This window comes from Synechocystis sp. IPPAS B-1465 (assembly GCF_003015225.1).
Lineage (GTDB): Bacteria > Cyanobacteriota > Cyanobacteriia > Cyanobacteriales > Microcystaceae > Synechocystis.
This window is the reverse complement of record NZ_CP028094.1, coordinates 1,758,605-1,782,211: the sequence shown is the minus strand read 5'-3', so window position 1 is coordinate 1,782,211 and position 23,607 is coordinate 1,758,605. Positions and strand designations below refer to the sequence as shown.

Below are 23,607 nucleotides of genomic sequence, written 5' to 3'. Positions count from 1 at the left end.
ATTTCCTCCGCTGACTCCATTACCTAACCACTTTTTGACATGGGACAGCCGAGCGATTTGACGGAATCCACCCTCAGATTTTCTTCTTTGGATCCTCTGCATCCCCCGGTTATTTCCCAATTGACGGCGATCGCCAAAAGGATCCGACGCAATAGCCTCCATCTGCCCACCATTTGGCAAGAGGCAGTGGATAGTATTGGCTCTACCTTGGGGGTAAGCCGTTGCCTACTGTTGACAAAGGATTTCCAAAGTCGCCACCTGCAGATTGAAGCAGAATTCTGTCAGCCCACAGTGACCGCCTTCGCTGCTCTAATTGTGCCGGAGGAAAGTGAAATTTGGCGGCAGTTATTCGAGCAACACCAACCCATCACTCTCTACAATGTCCAGTTTCAAGGGGAGGATTTGGGGGGACTGTGGATTTTCCCCACCCTCTACCAGGACCAAGCCAACGGCTATCTGTGTTTGCAACAAGTTGGTCCGGCCCCTGGTCCCTGGCATCCAGAAACAGAAGCCCTACTTCAGGAATTGGCCGAGCAAACCGGCACGGCGATCGCCCATGCCACCCTCTACCAAGAACTAACCCAGGCCACCAAAGCGGCAGAAGAAGCATCCCGGCTCAAAAGTGAATTTCTGGCCAGCACCACCCACGAACTCCGCACCCCATTAAATGGCATTATTGGTTTTCTGCGGCTAATTTTAGACGACATGGCGGATTCAGAGGCGGAAAAACACGAATTCGTCGAAGAAGCCTACCAATCTGCCCTGTTATTGCTCAATTTAATTAATGATATTCTCGACCTGGCCAAAATTGAAGCGGGTCGAGTGGGCATTGAATTGGAAGTGGTGGACTTTAGTGAAGTGCTCCAGGCAACAGAAAATTTTGCCCTGCCCCAGGCCCAAAATAAGGGCCTCAGCTTTAATCTCACTGCCCCCAACCAAGGCCCTCTGCTGGTGTATGGCAATCAGCGTTGGTTACTGCAGGTGATGCTCAATATTGTCGGCAACGCCATCAAATTTACCCACGAAGGAGGTATTACAGTGGCCGTGGAAGTAATGCCCCGCACTGTGCTCTGGGAAGGTGTACAGAAACCAGGATTATTAAAAGTGAGCGTGGGAGATACGGGCATTGGAGTTTCCCTCGAGCAACAGTCCAAATTATTTAAAAAATTTGTGCAAATTGATGGCTCCCATTCCAAAGCCTATGGAGGTACGGGGTTAGGGCTGGTAATTTCTCAAAAGTTGGTGGAAACCATGGGGGGCAAAGTGGCCTTTTTTAGCATGGGGGAAGGACTGGGGTCCACCGTCACTTTCACTGTTTTACTAGAGGAATTACCCTAACGCAGGGTGGGGGCAGAGGATTGGCGGCCAATGCGTCGGCTATAAGCCTGGGGATCCAATCCGTCTCCTTGGTAGAGGTATTGGGACGGGATACTCCTCTGGAGGGAAGTGATGCGATTTTGGGTGAGGGGATGACTGCTAAGAAACTCTGGAGCGGCACCACTCTGCCGTTGTAATTTTTCCATGAAACTAACCATGCCTACGGGGGCATAACCAGCCCGCACGAGGTTCCTTAGCCCCATGGCATCGGCGCTTAATTCATCTTCCCTACTCATGGGCAGATTGAAACCCAGTTGCATAGCCATCTGGACAATATTATTTTCCCGCATACCGGCGGCGGAAATTAATCCTTGGGAAAGACCCACATCCCTCATTCTTGTCACGGCATGGCGTTCGGCAATGTGGGCAATTTCGTGGGCAATGACACCGGCTAATTCCGCTTCATTTTCGGCGGCGGCAATCAAGCCGGTATTCACATAAACAAAGCCCCCCATGGTGGCAAAGGCGTTAATTCTGCGGTCATCTACCACCTGGAATGTGTAGGGGATATTGGGGCGACTACTGGCCCGGGCTAACCGTTGACCAATTTCGTTAATATAACTTTGCAATTGGCGATCGCCGTGGGGACGAAATTCTCCTTGTTGGTAAAGTTGCTGATTAATCTGTTGCCCTAGCCGTACTTCCTGCTGGTCAGAAAGATTGGAAAGTTGAATCACCTGTAATCCTTGGAGCAATAAATTCATCCAGGACTGGGCCCGTACCGGGGAAGCAATGGCAACGGTGACAGTGGCGGTGAGAACAACGGTTAAAATCCAAGCAAACAAACTTTGATAGCGACGAAAACCCATCTTGCACTAGGCCCAATTAATCCACAACATCGGCGGTGGTTCCCCTAAAAAAGTATGAAGATAACCGGAACCAACCAGGGTAAAACCTGTTGGAAAACACGATTAAGTCAGGGAAAATCACCAGCAGATAAATTAATCCTATGGCCGGAGACTGGGGCTAAGACTATGGCCTATGGCAGTTCTTAATTTGTGCTATTTTGCGCTCAATCCTGGGCTAGGGCTTCCAATAACAATGCCATTTGACTGATCAGATCCTGTTTCACTAATGGTTCTAGGGGCTTACGGTCAGCGATTTGAGGCCGATCAAAATATCTGCCCAAGCCATCTTTCACCTGTTGTTGAATAAGAAACTCCAGTTCTTCAGAGGCCCGTTGCCGTTGATATTCGGCGCCCTCTTCGGAGGTGGCGTACAGTGGTGGTAGGCGGTTGAGGGCATAGGCGGCAATGTCGGCAATATCGGGTTGTTTTTCCGTGGTCTTCTGATATTTAGACACCTGGGAAACCACCTCAGTGAGGACCATTTCCTCCATGACGTTAATAAATTTCTTGTGGGGCATGGCCACCACGTCCCCAGCCAACAGGGCCGCCATCAGGCGATCGAGCGCTTCGTATTCCCCTTGGTCTAAATCCACTCCACTTTCACAAAGACGTCCCACTTCTGCTTCCATAGCGGGGGTGAGGTATCCATCCTGGAGGGCTTTGGTAAAGATTTCTTGGATGCTCATGGGGGGGCTTAGTGCGGGGTAGAAAGGCTGATTGGCGGAGGAAAAAAGTACAGAGTTATGTGGCAGATGGTGGTTATAGAGATTGGAGATTAGCTCAGTTTTATCAACGGGCCATAAAGAAATGGTTTGACAATATTGCCTAATCGTCCCAATGGCTATAACTGCTTTGACTGGATGATTAATTCCTAACGGCGGGGAGTAATGTAGGCGATCGCCGCTAGGCGCACAATGGTAGAACGTTCAGAGTCATCGACTAGCCCTAGGCCATCGGTATCTTGCCAACGAATGGTGCCGAAGAGGGAATCCCCCGTTAGTAGTTTGATTTCCACCGGGGTTTGATCCTTGATCAAAAGCTGTACTTGGCGGACACTGGGTAATCCGCTATCAAATCTGCTCATCAGTTTTCCTGCAATTCCCCTCAATCTTAATATCTTATCGGTATTTCGAGGATAGAAACTCCAAAAAACATTAATCTATAGTCCAAGCATTAATCGTAAAAAATTTAGCGGAGGGGTTCCTGCTGGATACTCTGCACCCGTTGTAAAAGTAATTCTGGCTGGAGGGGTTTGAGCAAGTAATCGTCAATACCTTTTTGGGATAAGGCCTGCCACTCCGCTGAGGATAGGGACTCACTCAGCAGAAAAACCGTGACCTTACTGATGCGCCGGGACTTTTTAATACCCCTGGTCACTTCCGTTACATCGACAAAATCCCCATCCACAATAATCAAACCCGGTTGTAACAGTTCCACCTGCTGCAAAGCATTCGTAGTATCAATTAACCAAATGACCTGATAGTTAGCCACAGTTAATAATTCACAAATCAGCGTGGCAATTTCCTCATCCTGTTCGATGACAATTACACTGGAATTAAAGGGCATGGCGGCATCCAACTTATCCTGCACTTGTCCCTTGGTGGTTGGGGGGAAATTCTGCTGGGGGATTACAGTGGTAAAAATTGTCCCTTGCCCAGGGCTAGATTCCACTTCGATATACCCGCCATGGAGTTCCACCAACTGCTTGGTTAAGGCCAGGCCGACGCCACCGGTTTCATAGAAGCTAGTGTAGCTGTCCCCCGCCACTTTAAAAGCTTCAAATAACACCGGCAACTGTTGTTCATTGATGCCAATGCCCGTATCTTCCACCTGAAAAATAGCCTGGTTACTTTCTTTCCAAATGCGGAGGATAACTGTGCCTTCCGCCGGAGTAAATTTCAGCGCATTATTGAGCAATTGGGTCAGAATTTGGTCAAGTCTTTCCTGATCAGCGCAGAATTGGTCTTGGCCCACATTAATTTGGTAATCTAGCTCTAAATTAATTTGTTGTTTAATTGCCACCCCCAACAGGGAGTGAATCACTGTCTGGGCTAGGGTATGCAGGGAAAAAGATTGACAGTTGAGGGCTGTTTGGCCGGATTCAAGCTGGGACAGTTGGATAATACTGTTAATTTGATCCAGCAGTTTTTTACCGTTTTCTTGGATATTTAGTAGGTAATATTGTTGCTTAGCTGGGGGTAGGGAAGCGGGATGGTCGAACCATCTTAACAAAGTAGCAGAAAGACCGATAATACTGGTCAAAGGAGTGCGTAACTCATGGGAAATATTATTGATAAATTGACTTTTGAGGAGGTTAGCTGCCTGGGCCGCCATGAGGGTATCCCGCAATTCCTTGGTCCGTTCAATTACTCGCTTTTCAAAGTTATTTTTTTGTTTTTGCACTTCGCTATACAGCAAGGATTGCACGATCGCCACAGCTAGGTGTTCGCCGATTTGGCCTAAAAAATTCTTCTCGCTATCCAACCATTGCCGGGGGTGGTGACACTGGTGGGCAATCAACAAACCCCAAAGTTGTCCTTCAACAATAATGGGAGCAACTAATTTAGCCCGGACCTGATAGCGTTGCAGCAGCCCGACTAAACAGTAGGAAGAAGAGTAGTGATTTTCAATGTCGCTGACCGCCACCACGGCGCCCTTAAGATACTTCTGTTCGTAGCTGAAGACCTGGGAAAAACAATCGTTTTCGGTCATGATGCCCAACATGGTGTCAATTTCTGGCGATCGCCGGGCTTCGTAGGTCACCTCTCCATATTGCTGGCGGGGCCTGGGGGCGGGAATTTGATTTTCCTCGAGCGGTGTTAGGGATGGTTGGCTGTAGTGGAATTGGTAAATAACTAGGCGATCGACAAAGAGAAATTTTTGCACTGCCGTCACCGCATTGTTGAGGATTTCCGACAGGTCTAAACTTTGGCGAATTTGGGCAATAACCTGGCTCAAAAGTTTGACTTGACTAGCCTGCAAACTGTCCTGGAGAGAAGGCTCTGGGGAAAAGCTGGTGCTGTCGCTATTGAGAATTTCTAGTAGCCCCAGGGTCAATTGTTCGGCAATGGTGGGACCAGATGGAGTCTCTGGCCGGTGGGGCATGGCTTCCGCTACCACGGGCAAATTTTGCTTTTGAATGAAGTCTTCGATGATACCCTGGGCAAAAGTGATGGACACCGCATAATGGTGGGGAGAAATTTGTTCTCCTTCCAACAGGGCCCATTGCCCTGGACTAACCAGGAGGGCAAAACGGTGGTCAACCTCTGCCTCCAGCACCGATGGCCCAGGGGGAGGCTTCAAACTACTGGGCAAATCCCCCACAAAACACTGCACCCCATCTCCTGTTTGTTGGGCCAGGGTACGCCAAAAACGGAGCAAGCGTTCAAAGGTGACAGCAGGTAAGAGTCGACGGAAAATGGGGGAAAAAGCGGGTAGCATGCCGAATTGAACATAGACTGGGCGGCGGCATTCAACGACCAAGCCCCATGGATTTCTATTTCCATCATGCCTAGGTTTTTGCCTAACCCTTCAAAATCTAAGTATTTTTAAAGATCTAAGATTTTTTTAAGGAAATTATTTATCTAGCCCTTGTCAGTCCATGGATTTATCTCCATATATTTTCAACTATTATGCATCGTCTTGCTAGTCTTCCCGGTGGTTGGACCCCGGCCATGGAAGGGGTTATTATCGTTGAGCAAACTCCTGCGCCGCTAATTTTTTTAACCGCCGCTGACACTGATATCCAGGCAATCGCCAGGGTGTGGCCCCGATTGCCCGGGGATTTTCCCGATCTGCGGGTTTGTAATCTGCTGAATTTGCAACAGTCTTTTTCCCTCGATGACTACGGCGATCGGGTATTGGGCCAAGCAGAGGTAATTGTGGTGCGGCTGTTGGGGGGAAAAAGCTATTGGCCCTACGGCTTGGAAGTATTGGGGGAACTAACGGTAACCAAACCAGATCTGAAATTATTTGTCTTGCCGGGGGACGATCGCCCAGATCCCTCCCTGATGAACCAGTCCACAGTGCCCCTCACCGCAGTCCATTGCCTGTGGCAATATTTTGCCGAGGGGGGAACGGATAATATTCGCCATGGCTTGATGTGGTTGGGGGACTACGGTTTTGGTCGCAATTATCGGCCCCCTGCCCCCCAAATGGTGCCAAAAGTGGGGATTTATCGTCCTTAGACAATTCTCACTCCACTGTAGACCCCCTAACCTCCAGCCAACGGAATTTTTATTGGTCAATCCCGCCACTGAACATCCCCTCGTTACCCCGGGTTGACCTAGGCTAAGCTGGAACCATAATTCCTCAAATTCCCAAATTTGCCATGGTTAATCATCCCTTGCCGCTTTTGTTAGCCACTGCCCTAACCTTTACCGTATCTGCCCCCCAGACCATTGCCTCTGGTGTTGATGATTTATCCTTTAGCCCAACCCCAACGGAAACCCTAGTTAGCTTGAAATTTCCCCAGGCTGGTGATCGGGGTACCACCCAAAGCTCCGGAGGAGGAGGCACTAGGGGCGGCAGTTGTTTCACCCAGGCCAACACCAACCTCAGAATAGTGGCCCCCAGCCAAGACACGTTTACCGCTACGGCCAATCCTAGTTTGTTTGTTTATGTACCCGCCAACAAAGGAGTGGAAGGGGAATTTGTCCTAGTGGATGGGGCCGGGGAATTAATCCATAGCCAAACCGTGGCGGTGCCCAGTAAGGAAAGTATTTTGGCGATCGCCGTTCCCACAACCGTAGGGTTAGAACCAGGCGGGGAATATGCTTGGGCATTTGCCGTTAATTGCACCATTGACAACCAAGTGGTGGGCAGTGCGGTGGAAGCCGGGCTCGTGCGCCAGGAATTAGATGTTGAGATAACAGAGCAAATTGAAGAAACCAATGAACCTTTGAGCAAAGCCAATCTCTATGCCAACCAAGGTATTTGGCAAGATACGTTGATGATTGTGGCCAGTCTGCCGGAACAACGGCAGGAATTGGTAGAACTGTTTGATTCCGTGGGTTTGGGTCAATTTAGCGATGTGCCCATTCTTTTTGTCGGTACCGATGAAGCCGGAGACGTTCCCTTGACTAACTGATTAGTAGGGCGTAAATTTTGCCATTCCCCCTGGAGGGTGAAACCGGCCCAAAAATAGGGGGAAGCAAAACGGGGGTCTTCCTTCAATTTTTGTTTGGCCCATTGCAAGGCGGCGGCCGGGGGCATTTGCCGTTGCAGTAAAGCCCGGTAAAACTCCGTCATTAAACGGGCGGTGGCTTCGTCATCCACACTCCACAGGCTAACCACGACCCTAGCCGCCCCGGCATACATAAAACCTCTAGTCAGGCCAATTAGTCCTTCGCCCCGGATTTCCTGACCAAGTCCTGTTTGGCAAGCACTGAGCACCACTAAGTCCGCTGGCAGGTTAAGGTTAAAAATATCGTACAAACGCACGAATCCGTTGATGGGTTCCCCCTCTGGATTGAGTAGGGAAAGGACCAGTCCCGACAGTTGAGGATTTTTACTGTTGAGAATGCCGTGGGTGGCAAAGTGAATAAAACGATACTGCCCCATGGTGTCGGCAAAAACCCGGGCCCTGGTGGCTTCAAAGCCTAATTCATTTAAACTGGCTTCCGGGGGAAAGAGGGCCACCAATTGTTCAGCTTCCTGTTCGGTGTAGGGGAGCCGGTCAAAATAAACCCCCGCATCCCTGGCGGACAGTTCCAAATCCACCGGCAAATTGTCTGGACGACGGGCGATCGCCGTACCCAACCTTTCGTCACTACTGGTGAATACTGGATCGGCAAACACCGCCAGCAAATTGGGGGCTGGTTTCCTCTGGGCCGTATTTTGCCGCAGAATGCCTAGGGTAGAAGCAGACGGCATGGTAACCAATTCGTGGCGATCAGTTAAATAGGTGGGGGGCTGGCCGGGAGGATTGTCCGTCACCAAGGCTCCAAAGGGCAGATATTGCAACACGCCATCGGGCACAATCAGCAATCTTTTTCCTGCAATCACTGTCGGGTCTGGGATTAACTGACTATATAACTGGGCCCCTTGATTGATGGCCAGGGGGCGACGAATCCGCTGGGTAGGCTCCAAAAAGGATTGGCGAAAGGTCTTAATGGCCTCGTCCAACTGGTCAGCGCCGGGAAGTACGTAACTCCGCAGGCTAGATTCACTTACCACCCAGAGATGACTGCGCTCTTTGCCCAGGGCGTATGCCAACAATAGGGTTTCATTGTCCAACAGGGCTTGGATTTGAGGTAAGTCCAATGGTCGGGGGCGGGTAAGGGCGCTATAGTCGGGATTTTGTCGCTCAATTTGCCCTAAAACTCGGTCATACCGTTGCAATAGATCTGTTATGGCCTGGTCCAACTCCCTTTGTTTTTGTGGATCATAGTTAGAACTATATAACTTGATTTTCTTTTCCTGGAGGGTATTGAGTTGCTGTTCAATGGTTTCTTTTTCGTTTACCAACTGAGAAGAAATTCCCTTGGTGATTTTCCCTGGGGTTTGGGCCAAAATATCCAACAAAGATCTAGCTTTAGCGGATTCACTAACCACCAAAGCTTTTTCATCCCAGCCTTGATTGGGTTGCCGTTGATGTTGTTCCATTAACAGGTCAATATAAAACTGATAATAATCCTGTTTGGAAGCTAAAAAGCTAGCCCTTAAATCCTCGTTGCCAATGGCCTGTCGTAGATTTTCCAGTAAATAAATTGCCTCTTCAATTTCCGCCATGGCCTGCTGTACTTCTCCCTGTTGCTTCCAAGCCACCGCTAACCAATAGCGAGTTAAGCTTTCCTTCAGGCGATCGCCAGTGGTTTGTCGTAGGATTAAAGCCCGTTGATAGTAATCGAGCGCTGTGGGTAAATCCCCTTGCAAAAAAGCTAGGTAACCCAAATTATTTAAGCTACTAGCTTCCCCATTTTTATCCCCCAACCGTTGCCAGATTATTAATGCTTTTTGGTAATTTTCTTGGGCTAAATTTAATTGCTGATTTTGCACCTGCATAAAAGCGAGGTTATTTAATCCCGCTGCCTGGCCTCGCACAAGATCCGGTGTGGCCCGATCGCCAAGGTCATGGATCAAACCTTGCCAATGTTGAAAAGCATTTTCTTCCAGGGCTAAAGCGCCTTTTAGATCTCCACTGGCTAATTTCACCTGGGCCAAATTATGTTCAATGCCAGCGATATTACCCCGGTTCCCCAAGGATTGGGCCTGGGCCAAAGCTTTGTTGTAAAAATACTCGGCCTGAGTTGTTGCCCCCAAAGTCAAATACATTTGCCCCAACTCATTCTGACTAATCACCTCCCCCGTTTTAAAGTTGGCTTGTTGCCAAAGGGGTAAGGACTTTTCCAAGCTTTCAAATGCCTCCTGGTAGTTACCCTGTTGTAATTGCAATTGGGCGATCGCCACCAGACCATTAGCCTCCGTTTGGGTATCTTTCAAGGCTTGGGCGGTGGTTAATAACTCTTGGTAACAGGCTAAGGCCTTTGTCGGGGGAGCCAACTGACGCTGAACCAAACAAAGAAAATTTAACGTGACCGCTATCTGGGGTAAATTATTTTCCTGCCGCCAGAGGGCCAAGGCCTCTTCCCAGGAACTTTGGGCCGCTTGAAAATCTGTTAGGTTACCCTGCTGATAATGCTTGAGACCCTGATTAAAATATTGCTGAGCAGTGGCGATCGGAGTTTTACTTTCTCCTTTCAAGATGACTTCTGGGGGAGACTGGGCTAAAGATATATAACTCCATTTCCCGCCCCCCAAAACACAAACTGTGACCACGGAGGCAAAGGTTAAGTTGAACAAAAAACGCACTGCCATGACCACTTTTTCTCCAATAAAATACGTTGATAAACGGCTAAGATGGAAGCGAAAATTTTCCTGTGTCGTCTAGCCCCAAAGAAAAACGACTTTCCCCCCCCCTAACCAATTTTACGTTCCCCTACAGATCCTTTCCCGGTGCCATGCCATGATTACCCCACCCAGCTCACCCAAAGCCAAATTTCTTAAACTAAGTGCCATCGGTGCTTCTGCGCCCTTACTCGCCCTGGGATGGGCCGTGGCCCCCAGCCAAGCCCAAATCAGCCAAGCAGTGGTGCAGGAAATCATTGACGGTCCCCAGGTTTACATCGAAGAAATCCAGGCAAAAGTGGATGACCAAGCGGAATTTGGCCAGGTCATAGTGACCAAAAAAGCCAGAGCCGGAATATTGTTTAATAATGGGGCGTCAGGAAGATTGAGCGAAAATGCCAGCGTAATTGTCGGTCAATGCGTAGAGTTGGAACGGGGTAAGTTGCTGGCCAGTGGTCCTGTCAATGGTTGTATGGCGGGGGTCAGTGTGGCGGTGACTGGCACAGTGTATGTCATGGAAAGGAATGAAGGTCAATCGGGGGAAATTAAGGTTCTGGAGGGGGCGGTGTTGGTTAGTGATCCGGAAAATCCACAGCAAAGAACTCGGGTTAAAGCGGGGGAAAAGGTCAGTGTTTTGGAGGGCATCCTCGGTTCTGTGATTCCCATGACTCCGGAGGAGTTAGTCGCCCTTTTGAGTGGTAGTTTGTTCAATGGCTTCAGCATTCCGATCACTCCGGATGGAGCCTTGCAGAGTATGTGCTCCAACCTTTTGCCCGGGCTGAGTTGTTCCACCGGCGGAGTGAACTACTCTCCCCCTATCCCCAGTTTGCCGGTGCCCATTCCTTTCCCCAGCTTTGGTTTCTAAATCAATAGTCAACAGAAAACCTTCCCCTCAACTAAGTTGCTGGGAAAATGTATTTGTCGGCCAAGGGACTTGGATGGGGAAATGGAACTTCACCGCCCCATTCGAGCTTAATCTTTGGGATACTACGGACAAATTGCCGGGTTCGGATGTTTTATTTGCTTCGTTTAATTCACATTGACCACAATTTTTGTTTGAAATATTTGCAATAAAATTATGACCTTAGCAAAACGGATTTTGCCTTGTTTAGATGTCAATGCAGGGCGGGTGGTCAAGGGCATAAACTTTGTTGATCTCCAAGATGCCGGGGATCCGGTGGAGTTGGCCCGGGCCTATAACGAAGCGGGGGCAGACGAGTTGGTGTTTTTAGACATCACTGCTACCCACGAGCAACGGGACACCATTATTGATGTGGTTTATCGCACTGCGGAAGAGGTGTTTATTCCCCTAACGGTAGGGGGCGGCATTTCTACGTTGGAACATATTAAAAATCTGCTCCGGGCTGGGGCAGATAAGGTGAGTGTTAATTCCTCTGCTGTGCGGGACCCGGACTTTATTAGTCGAGCTAGTGACCGTTTTGGGCGGCAATGCATTGTGGTGGCGATCGATGCCCGTCGTCGGTTAGATGCGGATAATCCCGGCTGGGATGTGTATGTGCGGGGGGGGCGGGAAAACACCGGCCTAGATGCGATCGCCTGGGCGGAGGAAGTGGCCAAACGGGGGGCAGGGGAATTGCTGGTCACCAGTATGGACGGGGATGGCACCCAAGCGGGTTACGATCTGGCCCTCACAGCGGCGATCGCCGAACGGGTGGAAATTCCGGTGATTGCTTCCGGGGGAGCGGGTAATTGTCAGCACGTGTACGAAGCATTCACGGAAGGCAAAGCTGAAGCGGCACTGTTAGCTTCCCTATTGCACTATGGTCAGTTAACCATTGGGGAGTTGAAAACCTTTTTAGAAGCGAGACAAATTCCAGTCAGGCACACTGCGGTTTGTGGCTAAGGGGACAACTAGGAATAAATTTTTTGTCAAATCCCTTCAATCCTGATGATGGTGGGCCAAAAGCAATTCTTCTTGCAACAACTTTTGATAAAGTTCCGGTAAACGTCTGGTAATCACATTGTCCTCAATGCCGTAGCCCAAACTAGTCCAAGTGGGGGAAAGGTGACGCAAAACCTGGTCTAGATGCCCTGCCCGCAATTGGGCCCCAATATCCATCCCCCAGGCTTTGGTATCAGCTAGCCAACGGTAAAGCACTTGGTCCTGGTACTCCGGCTCAAAGCTGTAATTTTTCCAGAGCAAAAATTTCTGGGGCTGGGGATGATATTTACCCGCTTTTTCAGCCCAGGTGGTATTCAAAAACTGGTAACGCCCAGAGGCAGTACTGCAATTGCCCCGATTCGGCCCCATAAAAATTTTGACGCAACGGTTGGGATGTTCGCTCAAGTCCTGGACATGCTGTCCCCCGTAAATAACGTTATAGGGTTGGGGCGTATTGGCTTCACTAGCACTGATGGTCCGCATCAAGGCCCGCAGATAGGGATCCCCCCCTTCCATCACTAGAGGGGCGATTTCCACCGAACTGGAGAAAGAAGGTAGTTTTAGCTTCGACCAAGGGGACTGCCACAGGGCCATACCTCCCCAACCCAACAAAACGGCGATCGCCATGGTCCAGGGCCAGGGGGAAGCTAACCAGGGGCGACTTTTAGCCGAGGAAAGGTCGGATGGGGAGTGGGAATTGGGGTCAAGCAAAAATTCGCGGTCAATCATGGATGGGGGCCAGCGGAACCAGGGCGCTTTCCATCATAGGACTATAGCCATGGCAGAATAAGTTTCCCTTTTTTAGAGAAATTCATCCCCTACGACGAAGAAACCAAAGCCTTCCCAGAAAAGCTTTAAAATAGTTAACAAAGCTAAATTGTTGCAACAGTCGATCTTCTGCGACCACCGTTGTCAATTTTCCTCCAGCTTCTTAAGTTTTAACTTTTTCCTTTTCTGCACCTTGAACGTTTCTGTCCCCCGTATCCCGTCCGATTTACCGATGTTTGATGCCATTGATGCAGCCCTAGCTGACATTAAAGCGGGCAAGGCCGTGGTGGTGGTGGACGACGAAAATCGAGAAAATGAAGGGGATTTAATCTGTGCGGCCCAATTTGCCACCCCTGCTCTAGTTAACTTTATGGCAGTGGAAGCCCGGGGCTTGATTTGCCTAGCCATGACTGGTGATCGCCTGGACGAATTGGATCTGCCCTTGATGGTCAGTAAAAACACCGACAGCAACCAAACCGCTTTCACCGTCAGCATTGATGCAGCCCCCCATTTGGGCGTAACCACAGGGATTTCCGCCGAAGACCGGGCCCGGACGATCCAGATTGCCATTAACCCCGTCACCCGCCCGGAGGACCTTTCCCGACCTGGCCATATTTTCCCTCTGCGGGCCAAAACTGGGGGAGTACTGAAACGAGCCGGCCACACCGAGGCGGCAGTCGATCTTTCTCGCCTAGCAGGACTCTATCCAGCGGGGGTAATTTGCGAAATTCAAAATGCCGATGGCTCCATGGCCCGCCTACCGGAATTGGTGGAGTATGCCCGCAAATATGACCTCAAACTGATCAGCATTGCCGATTTAATCAGTTACCGACTCCAACATGACCGCTTTGTGCAACGGGAAACCATCTGTGAATTTCCCAGCCAGTTTGGGGAGTTTAAACTCTACGCCTACCGCAATTTATTGGATCAAACAGAGCACATTGCCATTGTGAAGGGTGATCCTAGTGAATTTGGTCAACAGCCGGTGATGGTGCGGATGCATTCAGAATGTTTAACGGGGGATGCCCTGGGTTCTCTCCGTTGTGATTGCCGCATGCAACTCCAGGCGGCCCTCAAAATGCTGGAAAACCATGGTTTGGGGGTGGTGGTTTATCTCCGCCAGGAAGGCCGGGGTATTGGTTTGGTCAATAAGCTCAAGGCCTATTCCCTACAGGATTTGGGCTATGACACCGTGGAAGCGAATGAAAGATTAGGTTTTCCGGCGGATCTGCGGGACTACGGCATGGGGGCGCAAATGCTCAACGATTTAGGGGTGAAACAAATCCGTTTGATCACCAACAATCCCCGTAAAATTGCCGGACTGAAAGGCTACGGTCTAGAAATTGTCGAACGGGTGCCCCTGTTAATTGAGGCCAACGACTATAACTCCCATTACCTGACCACCAAGGCAGAAAAACTAGGGCACTGGTTAGTCAAAAACTATCTGCTGGCGATCGCCATTAAATTTACTCCCAACGTTGCTTCGGCCCAACAACGGTACGAAAAATTGGAAAAAATCCGGGCCCTGTTACAGGGAACCCCCCTCATGGTGCATGAAGACAACCGCCCCGTGGCGATCGCCCTATTTGGCAAAAATAGCCTAATTTTCCACGTCGGCCTAGACCAAAACTTACCATCGGGCCAGCCTTGGCAAAAGCACGACCATTCTCCCTACCCCGCTTTGGTAAAGGATTTTCTCGTACAGCTCAAACAATGGCCAGACCTACAGGCTCTAGCATTCCTCATCGCCCAAGGGAAAGACCCCATGGAAACTCTCCAAGTCAGTCTGGACCGGGAAAATGTATCCTTTGCCGACCTCACCGCCGACGCCCTAAACCAATGGCAGCCCCAAACGGTGTACACCTACAGCAAGCAAGGCAGCGGAGAAATGACTAACAGATGAATTCCATTTCCCCCCAGGAACATAGTTGTGGAGTTTTAGATATTTACTAGAATCACAGCCGGGCCAGGGCCTTAATTTTAGATTGCTTATCGGCGGCTAAAAAAGTCAATTCCTCCGCTTGCACCAGACCTTCCTTGAGCAGTTGGGCAAAAACAAAAATAATCACCGACTGGCGATCGTCGTACTTGCCATCAATTTCGTGGCGTTTTGCACTCAAAAAATCATGGAGTTTCCAAAGATCATCGATCTGCGTAATTTGGGAAGCTTGGGCTTGCACCGTTGCCAACAGTCCATCCAATTCTCTTTGGTAGGCCTTACGGAACAGGGCATGGGCAGACTGGGTTTCAGCTTGGGACCAAGGTGCTTCGGCGGTTTGTAACATTAACTTATGATATTGATTTGTAATTATCATTACCATAATAAAAAAAGTGAGCCTGCTCTGCAACGAGAAGCCCACAGTTATTAGTATTTTGGCTGCTTGTCCGACCGACTATGGCAAAGACAAAACTCTGAAGGGAGTTATTCTAGCGAGCAAAGTTGAGTAATTCTTTGGGGGAAGCAAGGAGGTCGATCGCCACAAAGAAAATTTTGCCCTCGGGGTTGAGGAGAAAGCGCCAGGCGATATTCATGCCCACGTTGCCACCAAACCAAGGGGTTTGCACCTTACCGGTAACTTTAATTTGGGTGAAACCATCTTCAGCGGGTTCAGTAACCCCCCGTTCCGGGATCAATTTCAGGTTTTGGCACTCTTCCCGGAAAAAGCGGAGCACATTTTCTTTACCGACAATGGGCCGTTGGAAGGGCGGTTGGAGGGCACCGTCGGAGGTGAACAATTCGATTAAGGTGTCGAAGTCATTGGCATTGAGGTTGTCCATGTAGTTGAGGACAGTGGCATTGGTCACCCCTTCAATGGAAACTTTGGTGCGGCTGGCGGTATCTTGGGGAGGAACTACGGGCTCAGCGATGCGTTTGCCGTCCTTACCAGCGGTGAAGCCCATGTCCACCACGGCATTACGCAATACGGTAATTTGTTGACCGGATTCTAGGCCTTGGATCGTAGCTAGCACTGCATTGGCATTGGCAGAAAGTTGGTAACCAGCGGGAATGGGGGCGACAAAGCCCTGCTCCATCAGTTCGCCTAAACGGTACCAGAAGCCAAGTTTAATGTTGGGGGACCAACTGGCGTAGGTGCGGCACAGGGGAGTGTCAGCTCGGTTGGCCAAGTCACACATGGCCTGGGTTTGTTGGAGGGGCCCCATGGCTTGAATTTCCTTGAGGGCATTTTCGGCCAGTTGCATGCTGGCGGCCCCAGGGGCGGCGATCGTAAGGGTTTTACCCATTTCTAGGTAAGCAAACCAAATCAGAGCTAATTGATCTTCGGCATTGAGTTGGCTAAAACGGGCGATGGTAGCGGGTACAACGTCGGCCGCTAGGGTGTTAGGGAAAATTCCGCGGGCAGAGTCAATGGTGAATGGCATAGGTTTTATACGTGAATCAACTTTCCCCAGAATTTACCATGGTTTGGTAGCCCCCTTTAGGATCGGAAAACCGAATGAAAACCCAGATTTTTTCTAAAAGTTTGTCCTAGCTTGACAATAATAGGACAAAGAATATAGTGGCTGAATAATTATTGTGTGGGCTACTATTAGTTGGGGAATCTAAATGATGGCATCAACGGATACAAATCAGATTGTTCTATTATTTATTTCCTCTCAGTGGTAACTGGTTGGAGTGGTGATCAATAATTGTTCCCTAGTCGCGACAATAGTCACTCTCTAAAACTATTTTTCTTCAGGCTCAGCTTTTTTCCTGTAACGCTCCTATGCTTTATCAATTGGTCGTTGATTCACCCTCGTTTAAAAAGGTCATTCGTTTACAAAATTCTTGTTATTCCATTGGCCGTCATCCGAGCAACACCATTGTTATTCCTTCTCCCCAAATTTCCCGTCGCCACGCCACCCTAATCAAAAAAATTAATCCTAATTTAGATATCTCCTTCCACATCATTGATGGAGATTTAGAAGGTCATCGCAGTCGTAATGGAGTGTGGGTTAACGGTGAATCCCATCTAGATTATGAGTTGGTGCATGGAGACGTCATCGCCCTATCGGAAGATATTCAAATTTTCTATCAGGCCATCCCCACCGACCCCAAAGATACTATCTCCGGCGGCGGCGATCGCCAGCGGTTAACCCCAGATCTATCAGAGCATTTTCCCCAGGAACAATGGGACATCACTCTGATTGGCCACGAGGATGACTTATCCCAACTGAGCCATGAAAAGCTATCTAAACTAGCCGCCTGTATTGAATATAGTCCCTACCCCATGGTGGAGATCGATTACTTCGGCAACTTGACCTATCTGAACACAGCTACTAAGGAAAAGTTTCCCTCCATTCAGAAAGATTCCATGGCCCATCCCCTACTCAAAGATATTATTCCCCAAAGGGAAGATACTCCCATTTACTATCTCCGCACTAGAGAGGTACAAATAGGAGATAAATTTTATGAGCAACATATTCACTATCCCGCCGAAAGTCAGTTTATACGTAGTTACATTTTCGATATCACAGAGCGTAAAGTAATTGAGCAATCAATTCATTACCAAGCTTTTTATGATCCCCTAACGGACTTGCCCAACCGCTTTTTGTTCAAGCAAGAATTGGGTAAAGTCCTAAGTAACGTTCAGAATCAAAGCAGTGTTTTAGGTTTAGTGCTTTTAGGTTTCCGAGAACTGCAATCTTTAAATGACTTGCTGGGGCACAGCGTCGCCGATGAAGTACTCAAAATTATCACGGAAAGATTATCCGCCCATGTGAGATTAGAAGATTTACTTTGCCGGTGGCGTGGAGATACTTTTATATTGTTAATTCAATCCTGCCGTAACCTCGACGAAATTGAAGTTTTTGTGCGACGACTGTTGGCAGTGCTAAAAAGACCATTTTTCATTGCTAATAATCCCCTTTACCTCCAGGGCTATGCGGGCATTGCCTGTTATCCCAACCATGGTGATAACGTGGAAATTTTGCTGAACCGAGTGGGAATAGCATTAAACGAAGTTAAGGACATCGGCAGTCGGCAATACTGCTTCTATGAAGAGTCCATGAATAGTGACCATTTAGAAAGAATTCAATTGGAGCATGCCCTACACCAGGCTTTGGAAAGGGATGAATTCTTGCTTTATTACCAACCGATTATTGATGTGCAATCCGGTCGCCTTTGTGGAGTGGAAGCTCTGATTCGTTGGCAACATCCCATTCACGGTTTAGTATCTCCAGGATTATTCATTGGTTTGCTGGAAACCACTGGCCTAATTATTCCCGTGGGGGAATGGATTATGCGTACAGCTTTTCAACATTTCCACCATTGGGCTCCGGCGGTAGACGATGATTTTCGCATTGCCATTAATCTGTCTCCCCAACAGTTCCAAGCTCCGGATTTGTTGCCAACAATTTTACGTATTTTGGCAGAGTCTTCCCTCCCTCCCCATCGTCTTGAGGTGGAAATTACCGAAAATATTGTCATGCAGAACGTCACAGCTACCCAAAATCTCCTCAATGCTCTGCAATCCCACGGTATTCGGCTTTCCATGGATGATTTTGGCACTGGCTATTCTTCCCTTTCCTATCTTAAAACCTTTCCTTTCAATACCCTGAAAATTGATCGTTCCTTTACTAAAGATATCCTCCACACCCCCAAGGATGCTGCCATTATTCAGGCCATGCTGCTGTTGGGCAATGGTTTTAATTTAAACATTATTGCTGAAGGTATAGAGGAGGAGCCCCAAGCTCGTTGTCTCTACGATTTAGGTTGCCGAGAAATGCAAGGTTATTGGTTTAGTCATCCCCTTTCAGAAGCAGAAATTACGGCTTTCCTAGCAGAAGGCAATTTCCAAAGATTTTGCCTCGGTTAGGGAGCTTTTTCGACGAATTTAGTATAGCTAAGTTCATTGATTGCATTCCAACTAAACATTTGACTGCGGAATGTTTGCCATTGTTGATAAATTTCCTTAAATTGGGCATCTTTACTGGCAAATTCTGCTAGCAATGCTCGGGAAGTTTCCTGGGCCACTGTTAAAATTTCTGGAGAAAAGGATTTCAGAATTGTGCCTCCATCCAGTAATGTTTTCAGGGCAATGCTATTAAAAGTTTCATAACGGGATAGCATCAATAGATTGGCACTACGGGCCGCTTCCTGGAAAATAGCTTGGTATTCCGGCGGCAATTTCGCCCATTGGCTTTGGTTTACCAATACGTCCAAGCTGGGGCCTGGCTCCCACCAACCGGGATAGTAATAGTATTTGGCCGCCTTATTTAGCCCTAACTTTTCGTCGTCGTAGGGCCCTACCCATTCCGCTGCGTCAATGGTGCCCCGGTCTAGAGCTAGGAATAGTTCTCCCCCAGGAATCACCTGGACGTTGACCCCTAGTTGAGCCATTACCTGCCCTCCCAAGCCGGGAATCCGCATTTTTAAACCCCGCAAATCCGCTAGGGATTCCACTGGCTTTTTAAACCAACCAGCCATCTGAGCCCCGGTGTTACCGGCGGTGAAGTTAATGATATTAAAGTCGCTGTAAACTTTTTGGATCATTTCCAACCCCCCCCCGGCATAGAGCCATGCATTTTGTTGTTGGGCCGTCAAACCAAAGGGCATCACGCAGGCAAAACCCAGGGCCGGATTTTTGCCGATGTAGTAATAACTGGCGGTGTGGCCACATTCAACGGTGCCATTTTGTACTGCGTCTAGCACCTCTAACCCCGGCACAATTTCCCCAGCGGCGTAGGGCGTAATCTGGAATTTACCCCCGGTCATGGCGGCGATCGCCTTGCAGAAGTCCTCAGCGCCCCCAAAAAGAGTGTCGAGGGATTTGGGCCAACTGGTGACCATGCGCCAACGAATATTTGGCAGTTCTCCTCCAGCGGTGGCTTGATTATTGGAGGTGGTGGCCTTGCCACAGGCAACTAAACCAGCAGCAGTTCCAGCGGCGATCGCCGATTGGCCAAGGAGTTGACGGCGTTTCATAGGGACGGGGGATTAAAAATATGATTGAAGGGATTTTCCCACAGGTTTACGGCGATATTCGGTCGATTTTGGAAAACTTGTCTTTAATTTAAAATGTAAATGTGATTGTTGATCAACCTAATGGCGATCGCCAAATTGGCGGCAAATTAACCATGATTGCTTCGCCCGACCTCCGACCGACCCCATTGACCCCAGAGGAATATCTAGCCTGGGAAGCGAAACAAGAAATCTGCCACGAGTACATTGACGGGGAAATCCTAGCTATGACTGGTAGCAGTATTCCCCACGATGATTTGGTTATTAATTTGCTGGGCGTTCTATTACCCCACATTAAAAGTCGGGTTTCTATTTTTCCTAAATTTCCAATGTATTGTCTTTTTACATAATCTGTTGTTTTCCCTTTTTTTGGGGTCTCCTGTTTCATCTATTATTACTATTATTTCTCTTCCTTCTAAAACTTCTAAGATAATATTTAATCTTCTTTTTTCTAATTCTTTTAATTCCCAAGGAGAATCTGTCATAAAATGCAGTAGTCCCTGTTCATTTTTCAATCCTAGTGATGATGCTATTGCAGGTAGACTCTTTCTTTTTATATCACTTAATATTCCCACAATGATATATTTAAATGACTCATAAGACCTCACTTCTGGAAATATATCTTTATACAATTCACTATATGTGTCTACACACTGTACTGTCTTTTTCGCCTCTCTTGTCTTTGTCATTCTCCCTCCGGGCTTTTCAGCCTTTTATCTCCATTTTAATTCCCTCAGTCTGATGAAAGAGGGATAATTTTATTCCCCCGGCCCAGTTCCCACCGCAGTTGTTCTGATTCGCGACCCCACCATGGCCTACTGGTTATTTCAAGGCAATCCTAAGTACTATCGCATTCTTCAAGCCATTGAGGAGCAAGAGGAATTGCCCTGGTTGGTGACCCGTTATAGCAAAGAAATTCAAGTTGGCGATCGGGCTTTGATCTGGATGGCCGGGCCAGAAGCAGGGATTTATGCCATTGCCGAAGTAACTAAGCCGCCGGAAATTTACCCAGAGCTACCCGATGGGCAATATTGGCTAATGTCTGACCAAGCTAAGTTGGATAAACCGAGGGTACAGCTCAGATTCCTACGCAAGTTGCTGGGCCAACCCCTCCGCCGCCACGAACTCAAACAGGACCAGATTTTACGGGATTTACTGGTTATTCGGGCTCCCAACAGCACCAACTTTCGGGTCACAGAAGAGCAATGGCAGCGTGTCTATAGCCTTAAAGGCTAGAAAAAAATTTCGGTTCCCATCGCCGGGATTCAACCATGGTCTAACAGTTGAACCAACCAGTTATGCCTTAATTCCCCACAGGCGATCGACCAAGCCTGCCCTATTTCCAGCTCTATGTCCTGGTTATAAATTGCTGTGATCAACAAATACAACAGCTCAAAGTCCACCCGTTCCCGCTCTTCCATAAATTGAAATTGTCCGTTGGCAGAATTATTGAGTTTTTCAATTTCTTCCCGGCCAACTTTGCCGGTGATAGCCTTTTGCCGTCGATCTCGCCAGAGGTGAAATTGATGCCTCTTCTCCAATGACACCAATTGATTAAAGTTCTTAATATAGTTGGTAAATTGACTACCATCGCGGTGCAAAAATGCGATGACTGTTGAGGCTTTAGCGGTACGAATCAAGATATGTTCTGGTAACCTTTTTCTGCCCAGACTAAGAAAATCAGTTTTGAAAGAGTGTATTGAGTTAAGGGCTTCCAAAATAATTTTTAGTTTGCCAATATCATCGGATTCAGTGATTATTTGTAGTTTTTGATAATCATCTTTTAAGATTTCACGATTTTGGCAGAAGAAATCTTTTACCTGTATTTCTAGCGATTGTTGCGACTGATTTTCTGTAATGAAAAAATTGAAATTAAGATCAGCGTCAATTTCATTATTTTGATTAGTTTCCCCCACGGGATTACCAATTAATGCTTTGCTTACATTCTGGCTTGTAGGAGCAAAAAAGTTTGTTAAAGTCAAGCCAATGTCGTAAATTTTTGCTTGCAAATCACTTAATCCATTTTCCAGTAAATTTAATCTTTGCTCGAAATCAAGATTTTTGTTACCAAGGTCGAAATTCTGAGGGATGATGCCAGATCCATTAGCCTTAGCAGAATAAAGTTTGGAAGCATTATTGATCAAGTGACGAATTGACGGTGAGCGCAAAAGGGAGGTAATTTCTTGCTCACTAAATATATCCGTGAGCTTAACCCCTACTGCATCAGCCTTGGTCATCAACACCTGACCCATCAATTGATCGTCTGGACGGTCAAGATTAATGTGATATTGGCCTACCCTTTCCACCACGGAAGAATCCCAATGGGACTGAAAATATTGCCACCGATCTGGAAAAAGGTTTAGGATAACCAAACAGTTGGGCACATGGGTAAAAATTTCCTTAAGCGCTTCGCCGAAGCCAATTAATAAGCTCTGGTTTTTGGGTAAACCCAGCACTTCCAATTGATCAAATACCATTACTAACGGCTCGTCCAACAAGGATAATTTACTGAAAACTGAAATTGCTTCCAGGGAAAAGCCCTCCTTACCCAGGTTTTCATGCCAATTACTCAAACCCAATAACATTAAATCTTCTTCACTCAATTCTTGTCCGGCCAACCAACGTGCAGTGGTCTGTTGACGATAACGTTCTGTATAGCGACAAAATTTGATAATTCCCTTAATAATTTCAGGGCTATTTCCTCCAATGCCATAGTGCTCTGTCCACCATTCACTGGCTCTTTTTTCAATGTGATCCCAGTAATCCCGTTTCTTATCTGTTCCTTCCGTTCCTAGTAGCTGATAAATATTTAAGGGGTTTTGCTGGACAATATCGACTATATGTTGATCTTTTTGGGTCAGCCGAATATTTTTCATTTGGCTAATTAATTTAGTAAAACTATGGGCCAGCAAAAACTCTAGCTGACTATAACTAGTGCCGGGAATTTGATAAATGAACGATTCTAAAATGCGGCTGTAAATATGGTAAATGATTGATTCTTGATTGTTGGGGTGGCGTATGAATAATACTCGGTTTATCTGTAAAATTTCCTTGGTGAGCCGCATCATCAGGTGGGTTTTCCCTGATCCAGGAATCCCTGTCACTACTACACCCTTAGATTGTCGATTTTTATCCTGTCTGACTTCCTTAATGATTGCCTTCAGTTGTTCAAATTGTTGTTGATAAATAGCTTTTGCATCAACGTGTTCCTGAAAAGGGGTGTCAACTCTACTGGAAGAAAAAGGATTAATGCCAATATTCATTGATTTGGAAAAGCCGTTGCAATCTTGTAAAAAATTGTATAACTGGTGGGTGAAAAGGGCATCGTAGCGAGCGCGGTGCGCCGATTCTTGGTTGAAATACTTGCCTTCAACCTTTAAGAAAAATTTTTTGCTCAAAAACTCCAAAGAGTAACTGCTTAGGCCGGGATATTTTTCCTTGGCCAACTCAATAGTACATTGGGTGCTTATTGGCCGCCAAGGAATGCCCACCTGCAAACAGCTATTTCGTAAGACACGGCAGTCATGGTCAGCATAATGGAAAATGACTAAATGCCCATGGGTGATGCGCCAAAAATTTTCCAACACCTGTTTCAGAGGAAAAACTTTTAAACCCTGTGCTCGATCTGCTAAGACTTCATCCACCAATGCTTCATATACCACTTCCCCACAGTGATTAATAATGCAAATTTCCCTAAGTATTTGAGAACCTTCAGAATCTACAACGAAAAAGGAACTGGGTTTATCCATAGCTGTGATGGGAAGCAATTACTCCCATGATAGCCACAAGAATAACTTCAAATTTAATTCACCAGATAAAATAGCTTAAGTGTATTGCTCACCTCCACGCAACTACATGTAACCGGTTAAATACCAAATTTTCCCGATCTCAACTAAATCAAT

Annotated in this window: 20 protein-coding genes; 9 read left to right on the top strand and 11 right to left on the bottom strand. The window is 47.6% G+C overall.

Annotation, left to right across the window (positions count from 1 at the left end; translation table 11 throughout):
- Positions 1–39 precede the first annotated feature (39 nt).
- Positions 40–1,338 carry a GAF domain-containing protein gene (locus C7I86_RS08460; protein WP_010872824.1) on the top strand — a complete coding sequence of 433 codons (1,299 nt, stop codon included), beginning with the start codon at positions 40–42 and terminating at the stop codon, positions 1,336–1,338.
- Here C7I86_RS08460 and C7I86_RS08455 read toward each other — a convergent pair.
- The 4 genes from C7I86_RS08455 to C7I86_RS08440 all read right to left on the bottom strand — a co-directional run bounded on the left by C7I86_RS08455 (position 1,335) and on the right by C7I86_RS08440 (position 5,666).
- Complete coding sequence (locus C7I86_RS08455; RefSeq protein WP_010872823.1) at positions 1,335–2,186, bottom strand: M48 family metallopeptidase; 852 nt, start codon at positions 2,184–2,186, stop codon at positions 1,335–1,337. The genes C7I86_RS08460 and C7I86_RS08455 overlap by 4 nt on opposite strands.
- Positions 2,187–2,389: 203 nt before the next feature.
- On the bottom strand, positions 2,390–2,911 hold the full coding sequence (locus C7I86_RS08450; RefSeq protein ID WP_010872822.1) for a late competence development ComFB family protein: 522 nt from the start codon (positions 2,909–2,911) through the stop codon (positions 2,390–2,392).
- A gap of 185 nt (positions 2,912–3,096) precedes the next feature.
- Positions 3,097–3,309 (bottom strand): hypothetical protein, encoded by a 213-nt coding sequence (locus C7I86_RS08445; protein WP_010872821.1) that lies wholly within the window; start codon positions 3,307–3,309, stop codon positions 3,097–3,099.
- 104 nt (positions 3,310–3,413) lie between these two features.
- The gene (locus tag C7I86_RS08440; protein WP_010872820.1) at positions 3,414–5,666 is read right to left on the bottom strand and encodes an ATP-binding protein; all 2,253 of its coding nucleotides are present in this window, start codon (positions 5,664–5,666) and stop codon (positions 3,414–3,416) included.
- 191 nt (positions 5,667–5,857) lie between these two features.
- Between C7I86_RS08440 and C7I86_RS08435 the strand changes: the two genes are divergently transcribed.
- Positions 5,858–6,412 carry a cobaltochelatase gene (locus C7I86_RS08435; RefSeq protein ID WP_010872819.1) on the top strand — a complete coding sequence of 185 codons (555 nt, stop codon included), beginning with the start codon at positions 5,858–5,860 and terminating at the stop codon, positions 6,410–6,412.
- A gap of 143 nt (positions 6,413–6,555) precedes the next feature.
- Complete coding sequence (locus C7I86_RS08430; protein ID WP_010872818.1) at positions 6,556–7,314, top strand: DUF928 domain-containing protein; 759 nt, start codon at positions 6,556–6,558, stop codon at positions 7,312–7,314.
- Here the strand turns inward: C7I86_RS08430 and C7I86_RS08425 are convergent.
- Positions 7,245–10,043 carry a CHAT domain-containing protein gene (locus C7I86_RS08425; protein WP_020862361.1) on the bottom strand — a complete coding sequence of 933 codons (2,799 nt, stop codon included), beginning with the start codon at positions 10,041–10,043 and terminating at the stop codon, positions 7,245–7,247. The genes C7I86_RS08430 and C7I86_RS08425 overlap by 70 nt on opposite strands.
- Positions 10,044–10,191: 148 nt before the next feature.
- Between C7I86_RS08425 and C7I86_RS08420 the strand changes: the two genes are divergently transcribed.
- Positions 10,192–10,938, top strand: coding sequence for a hypothetical protein (locus tag C7I86_RS08420; protein WP_010872816.1), 747 nt, complete (start codon positions 10,192–10,194; stop codon positions 10,936–10,938).
- Positions 10,939–11,151: 213 nt separating this feature from the next.
- Positions 11,152–11,937, top strand: coding sequence for an imidazole glycerol phosphate synthase subunit HisF (hisF, locus tag C7I86_RS08415; RefSeq protein WP_010872815.1), 786 nt, complete (start codon positions 11,152–11,154; stop codon positions 11,935–11,937).
- Between the two features lie 36 nt (positions 11,938–11,973).
- Here hisF and C7I86_RS08410 read toward each other — a convergent pair whose 3' ends face one another.
- A complete protein-coding gene (locus C7I86_RS08410; protein WP_010872814.1) occupies positions 11,974–12,705 on the bottom strand; it encodes a glycoside hydrolase family protein in 732 nt (243 codons plus the stop codon).
- A 271-nt stretch (positions 12,706–12,976) separates the two neighbouring features.
- Between C7I86_RS08410 and ribBA the strand changes: the two genes are divergently transcribed.
- Entirely contained in the window at positions 12,977–14,647 is a 1,671-nt protein-coding gene (gene ribBA / locus C7I86_RS08405; protein ID WP_014407109.1) for a bifunctional 3,4-dihydroxy-2-butanone-4-phosphate synthase/GTP cyclohydrolase II, read from the top strand.
- A gap of 52 nt (positions 14,648–14,699) precedes the next feature.
- On the opposite strand, the gene C7I86_RS08400 is transcribed toward ribBA, so the two are convergent.
- Positions 14,700–15,029, bottom strand: a complete 330-nt coding sequence (locus C7I86_RS08400) for a fluorescence recovery protein (protein WP_041425821.1) — start codon at positions 15,027–15,029, stop codon at positions 14,700–14,702.
- 142 nt (positions 15,030–15,171) lie between these two features.
- On the bottom strand, positions 15,172–16,125 hold the full coding sequence (locus C7I86_RS08395; RefSeq protein WP_010872811.1) for an orange carotenoid protein N-terminal domain-containing protein: 954 nt from the start codon (positions 16,123–16,125) through the stop codon (positions 15,172–15,174).
- A 344-nt stretch (positions 16,126–16,469) separates the two neighbouring features.
- Between C7I86_RS08395 and C7I86_RS08390 the strand changes: the two genes are divergently transcribed.
- A complete protein-coding gene (locus C7I86_RS08390; RefSeq protein WP_010872810.1) occupies positions 16,470–18,560 on the top strand; it encodes an EAL domain-containing protein in 2,091 nt (696 codons plus the stop codon).
- Here C7I86_RS08390 and C7I86_RS08385 read toward each other — a convergent pair.
- The gene (locus C7I86_RS08385; RefSeq protein WP_010872809.1) at positions 18,557–19,669 is read right to left on the bottom strand and encodes a TRAP transporter substrate-binding protein; all 1,113 of its coding nucleotides are present in this window, start codon (positions 19,667–19,669) and stop codon (positions 18,557–18,559) included. The two genes, C7I86_RS08390 and C7I86_RS08385, sit on opposite strands and share 4 nt — an antisense overlap.
- Before the next feature lie 101 nt (positions 19,670–19,770).
- Here C7I86_RS08385 and C7I86_RS08380 point away from each other — a divergent pair, with 101 nt between their 5' ends.
- On the top strand, positions 19,771–20,055 hold the full coding sequence (locus C7I86_RS08380) for a Uma2 family endonuclease (protein WP_010872808.1): 285 nt from the start codon (positions 19,771–19,773) through the stop codon (positions 20,053–20,055).
- On the opposite strand, the gene C7I86_RS08375 is transcribed toward C7I86_RS08380, so the two are convergent.
- A complete protein-coding gene (locus C7I86_RS08375) occupies positions 19,990–20,394 on the bottom strand; it encodes a transposase (protein WP_020861805.1) in 405 nt (134 codons plus the stop codon). The two genes, C7I86_RS08380 and C7I86_RS08375, sit on opposite strands and share 66 nt — an antisense overlap.
- Before the next feature lie 121 nt (positions 20,395–20,515).
- Here C7I86_RS08375 and C7I86_RS08370 point away from each other — a divergent pair, with 121 nt between their 5' ends.
- The gene (locus tag C7I86_RS08370) at positions 20,516–20,941 is read left to right on the top strand and encodes an EVE domain-containing protein (protein WP_010872807.1); all 426 of its coding nucleotides are present in this window, start codon (positions 20,516–20,518) and stop codon (positions 20,939–20,941) included.
- Between the two features lie 29 nt (positions 20,942–20,970).
- On the opposite strand, the gene C7I86_RS08365 is transcribed toward C7I86_RS08370, so the two are convergent.
- Positions 20,971–23,454, bottom strand: coding sequence for a hypothetical protein (locus C7I86_RS08365; RefSeq protein WP_010872806.1), 2,484 nt, complete (start codon positions 23,452–23,454; stop codon positions 20,971–20,973).
- Between the last annotated feature and the right edge of the window lie 153 nt (positions 23,455–23,607).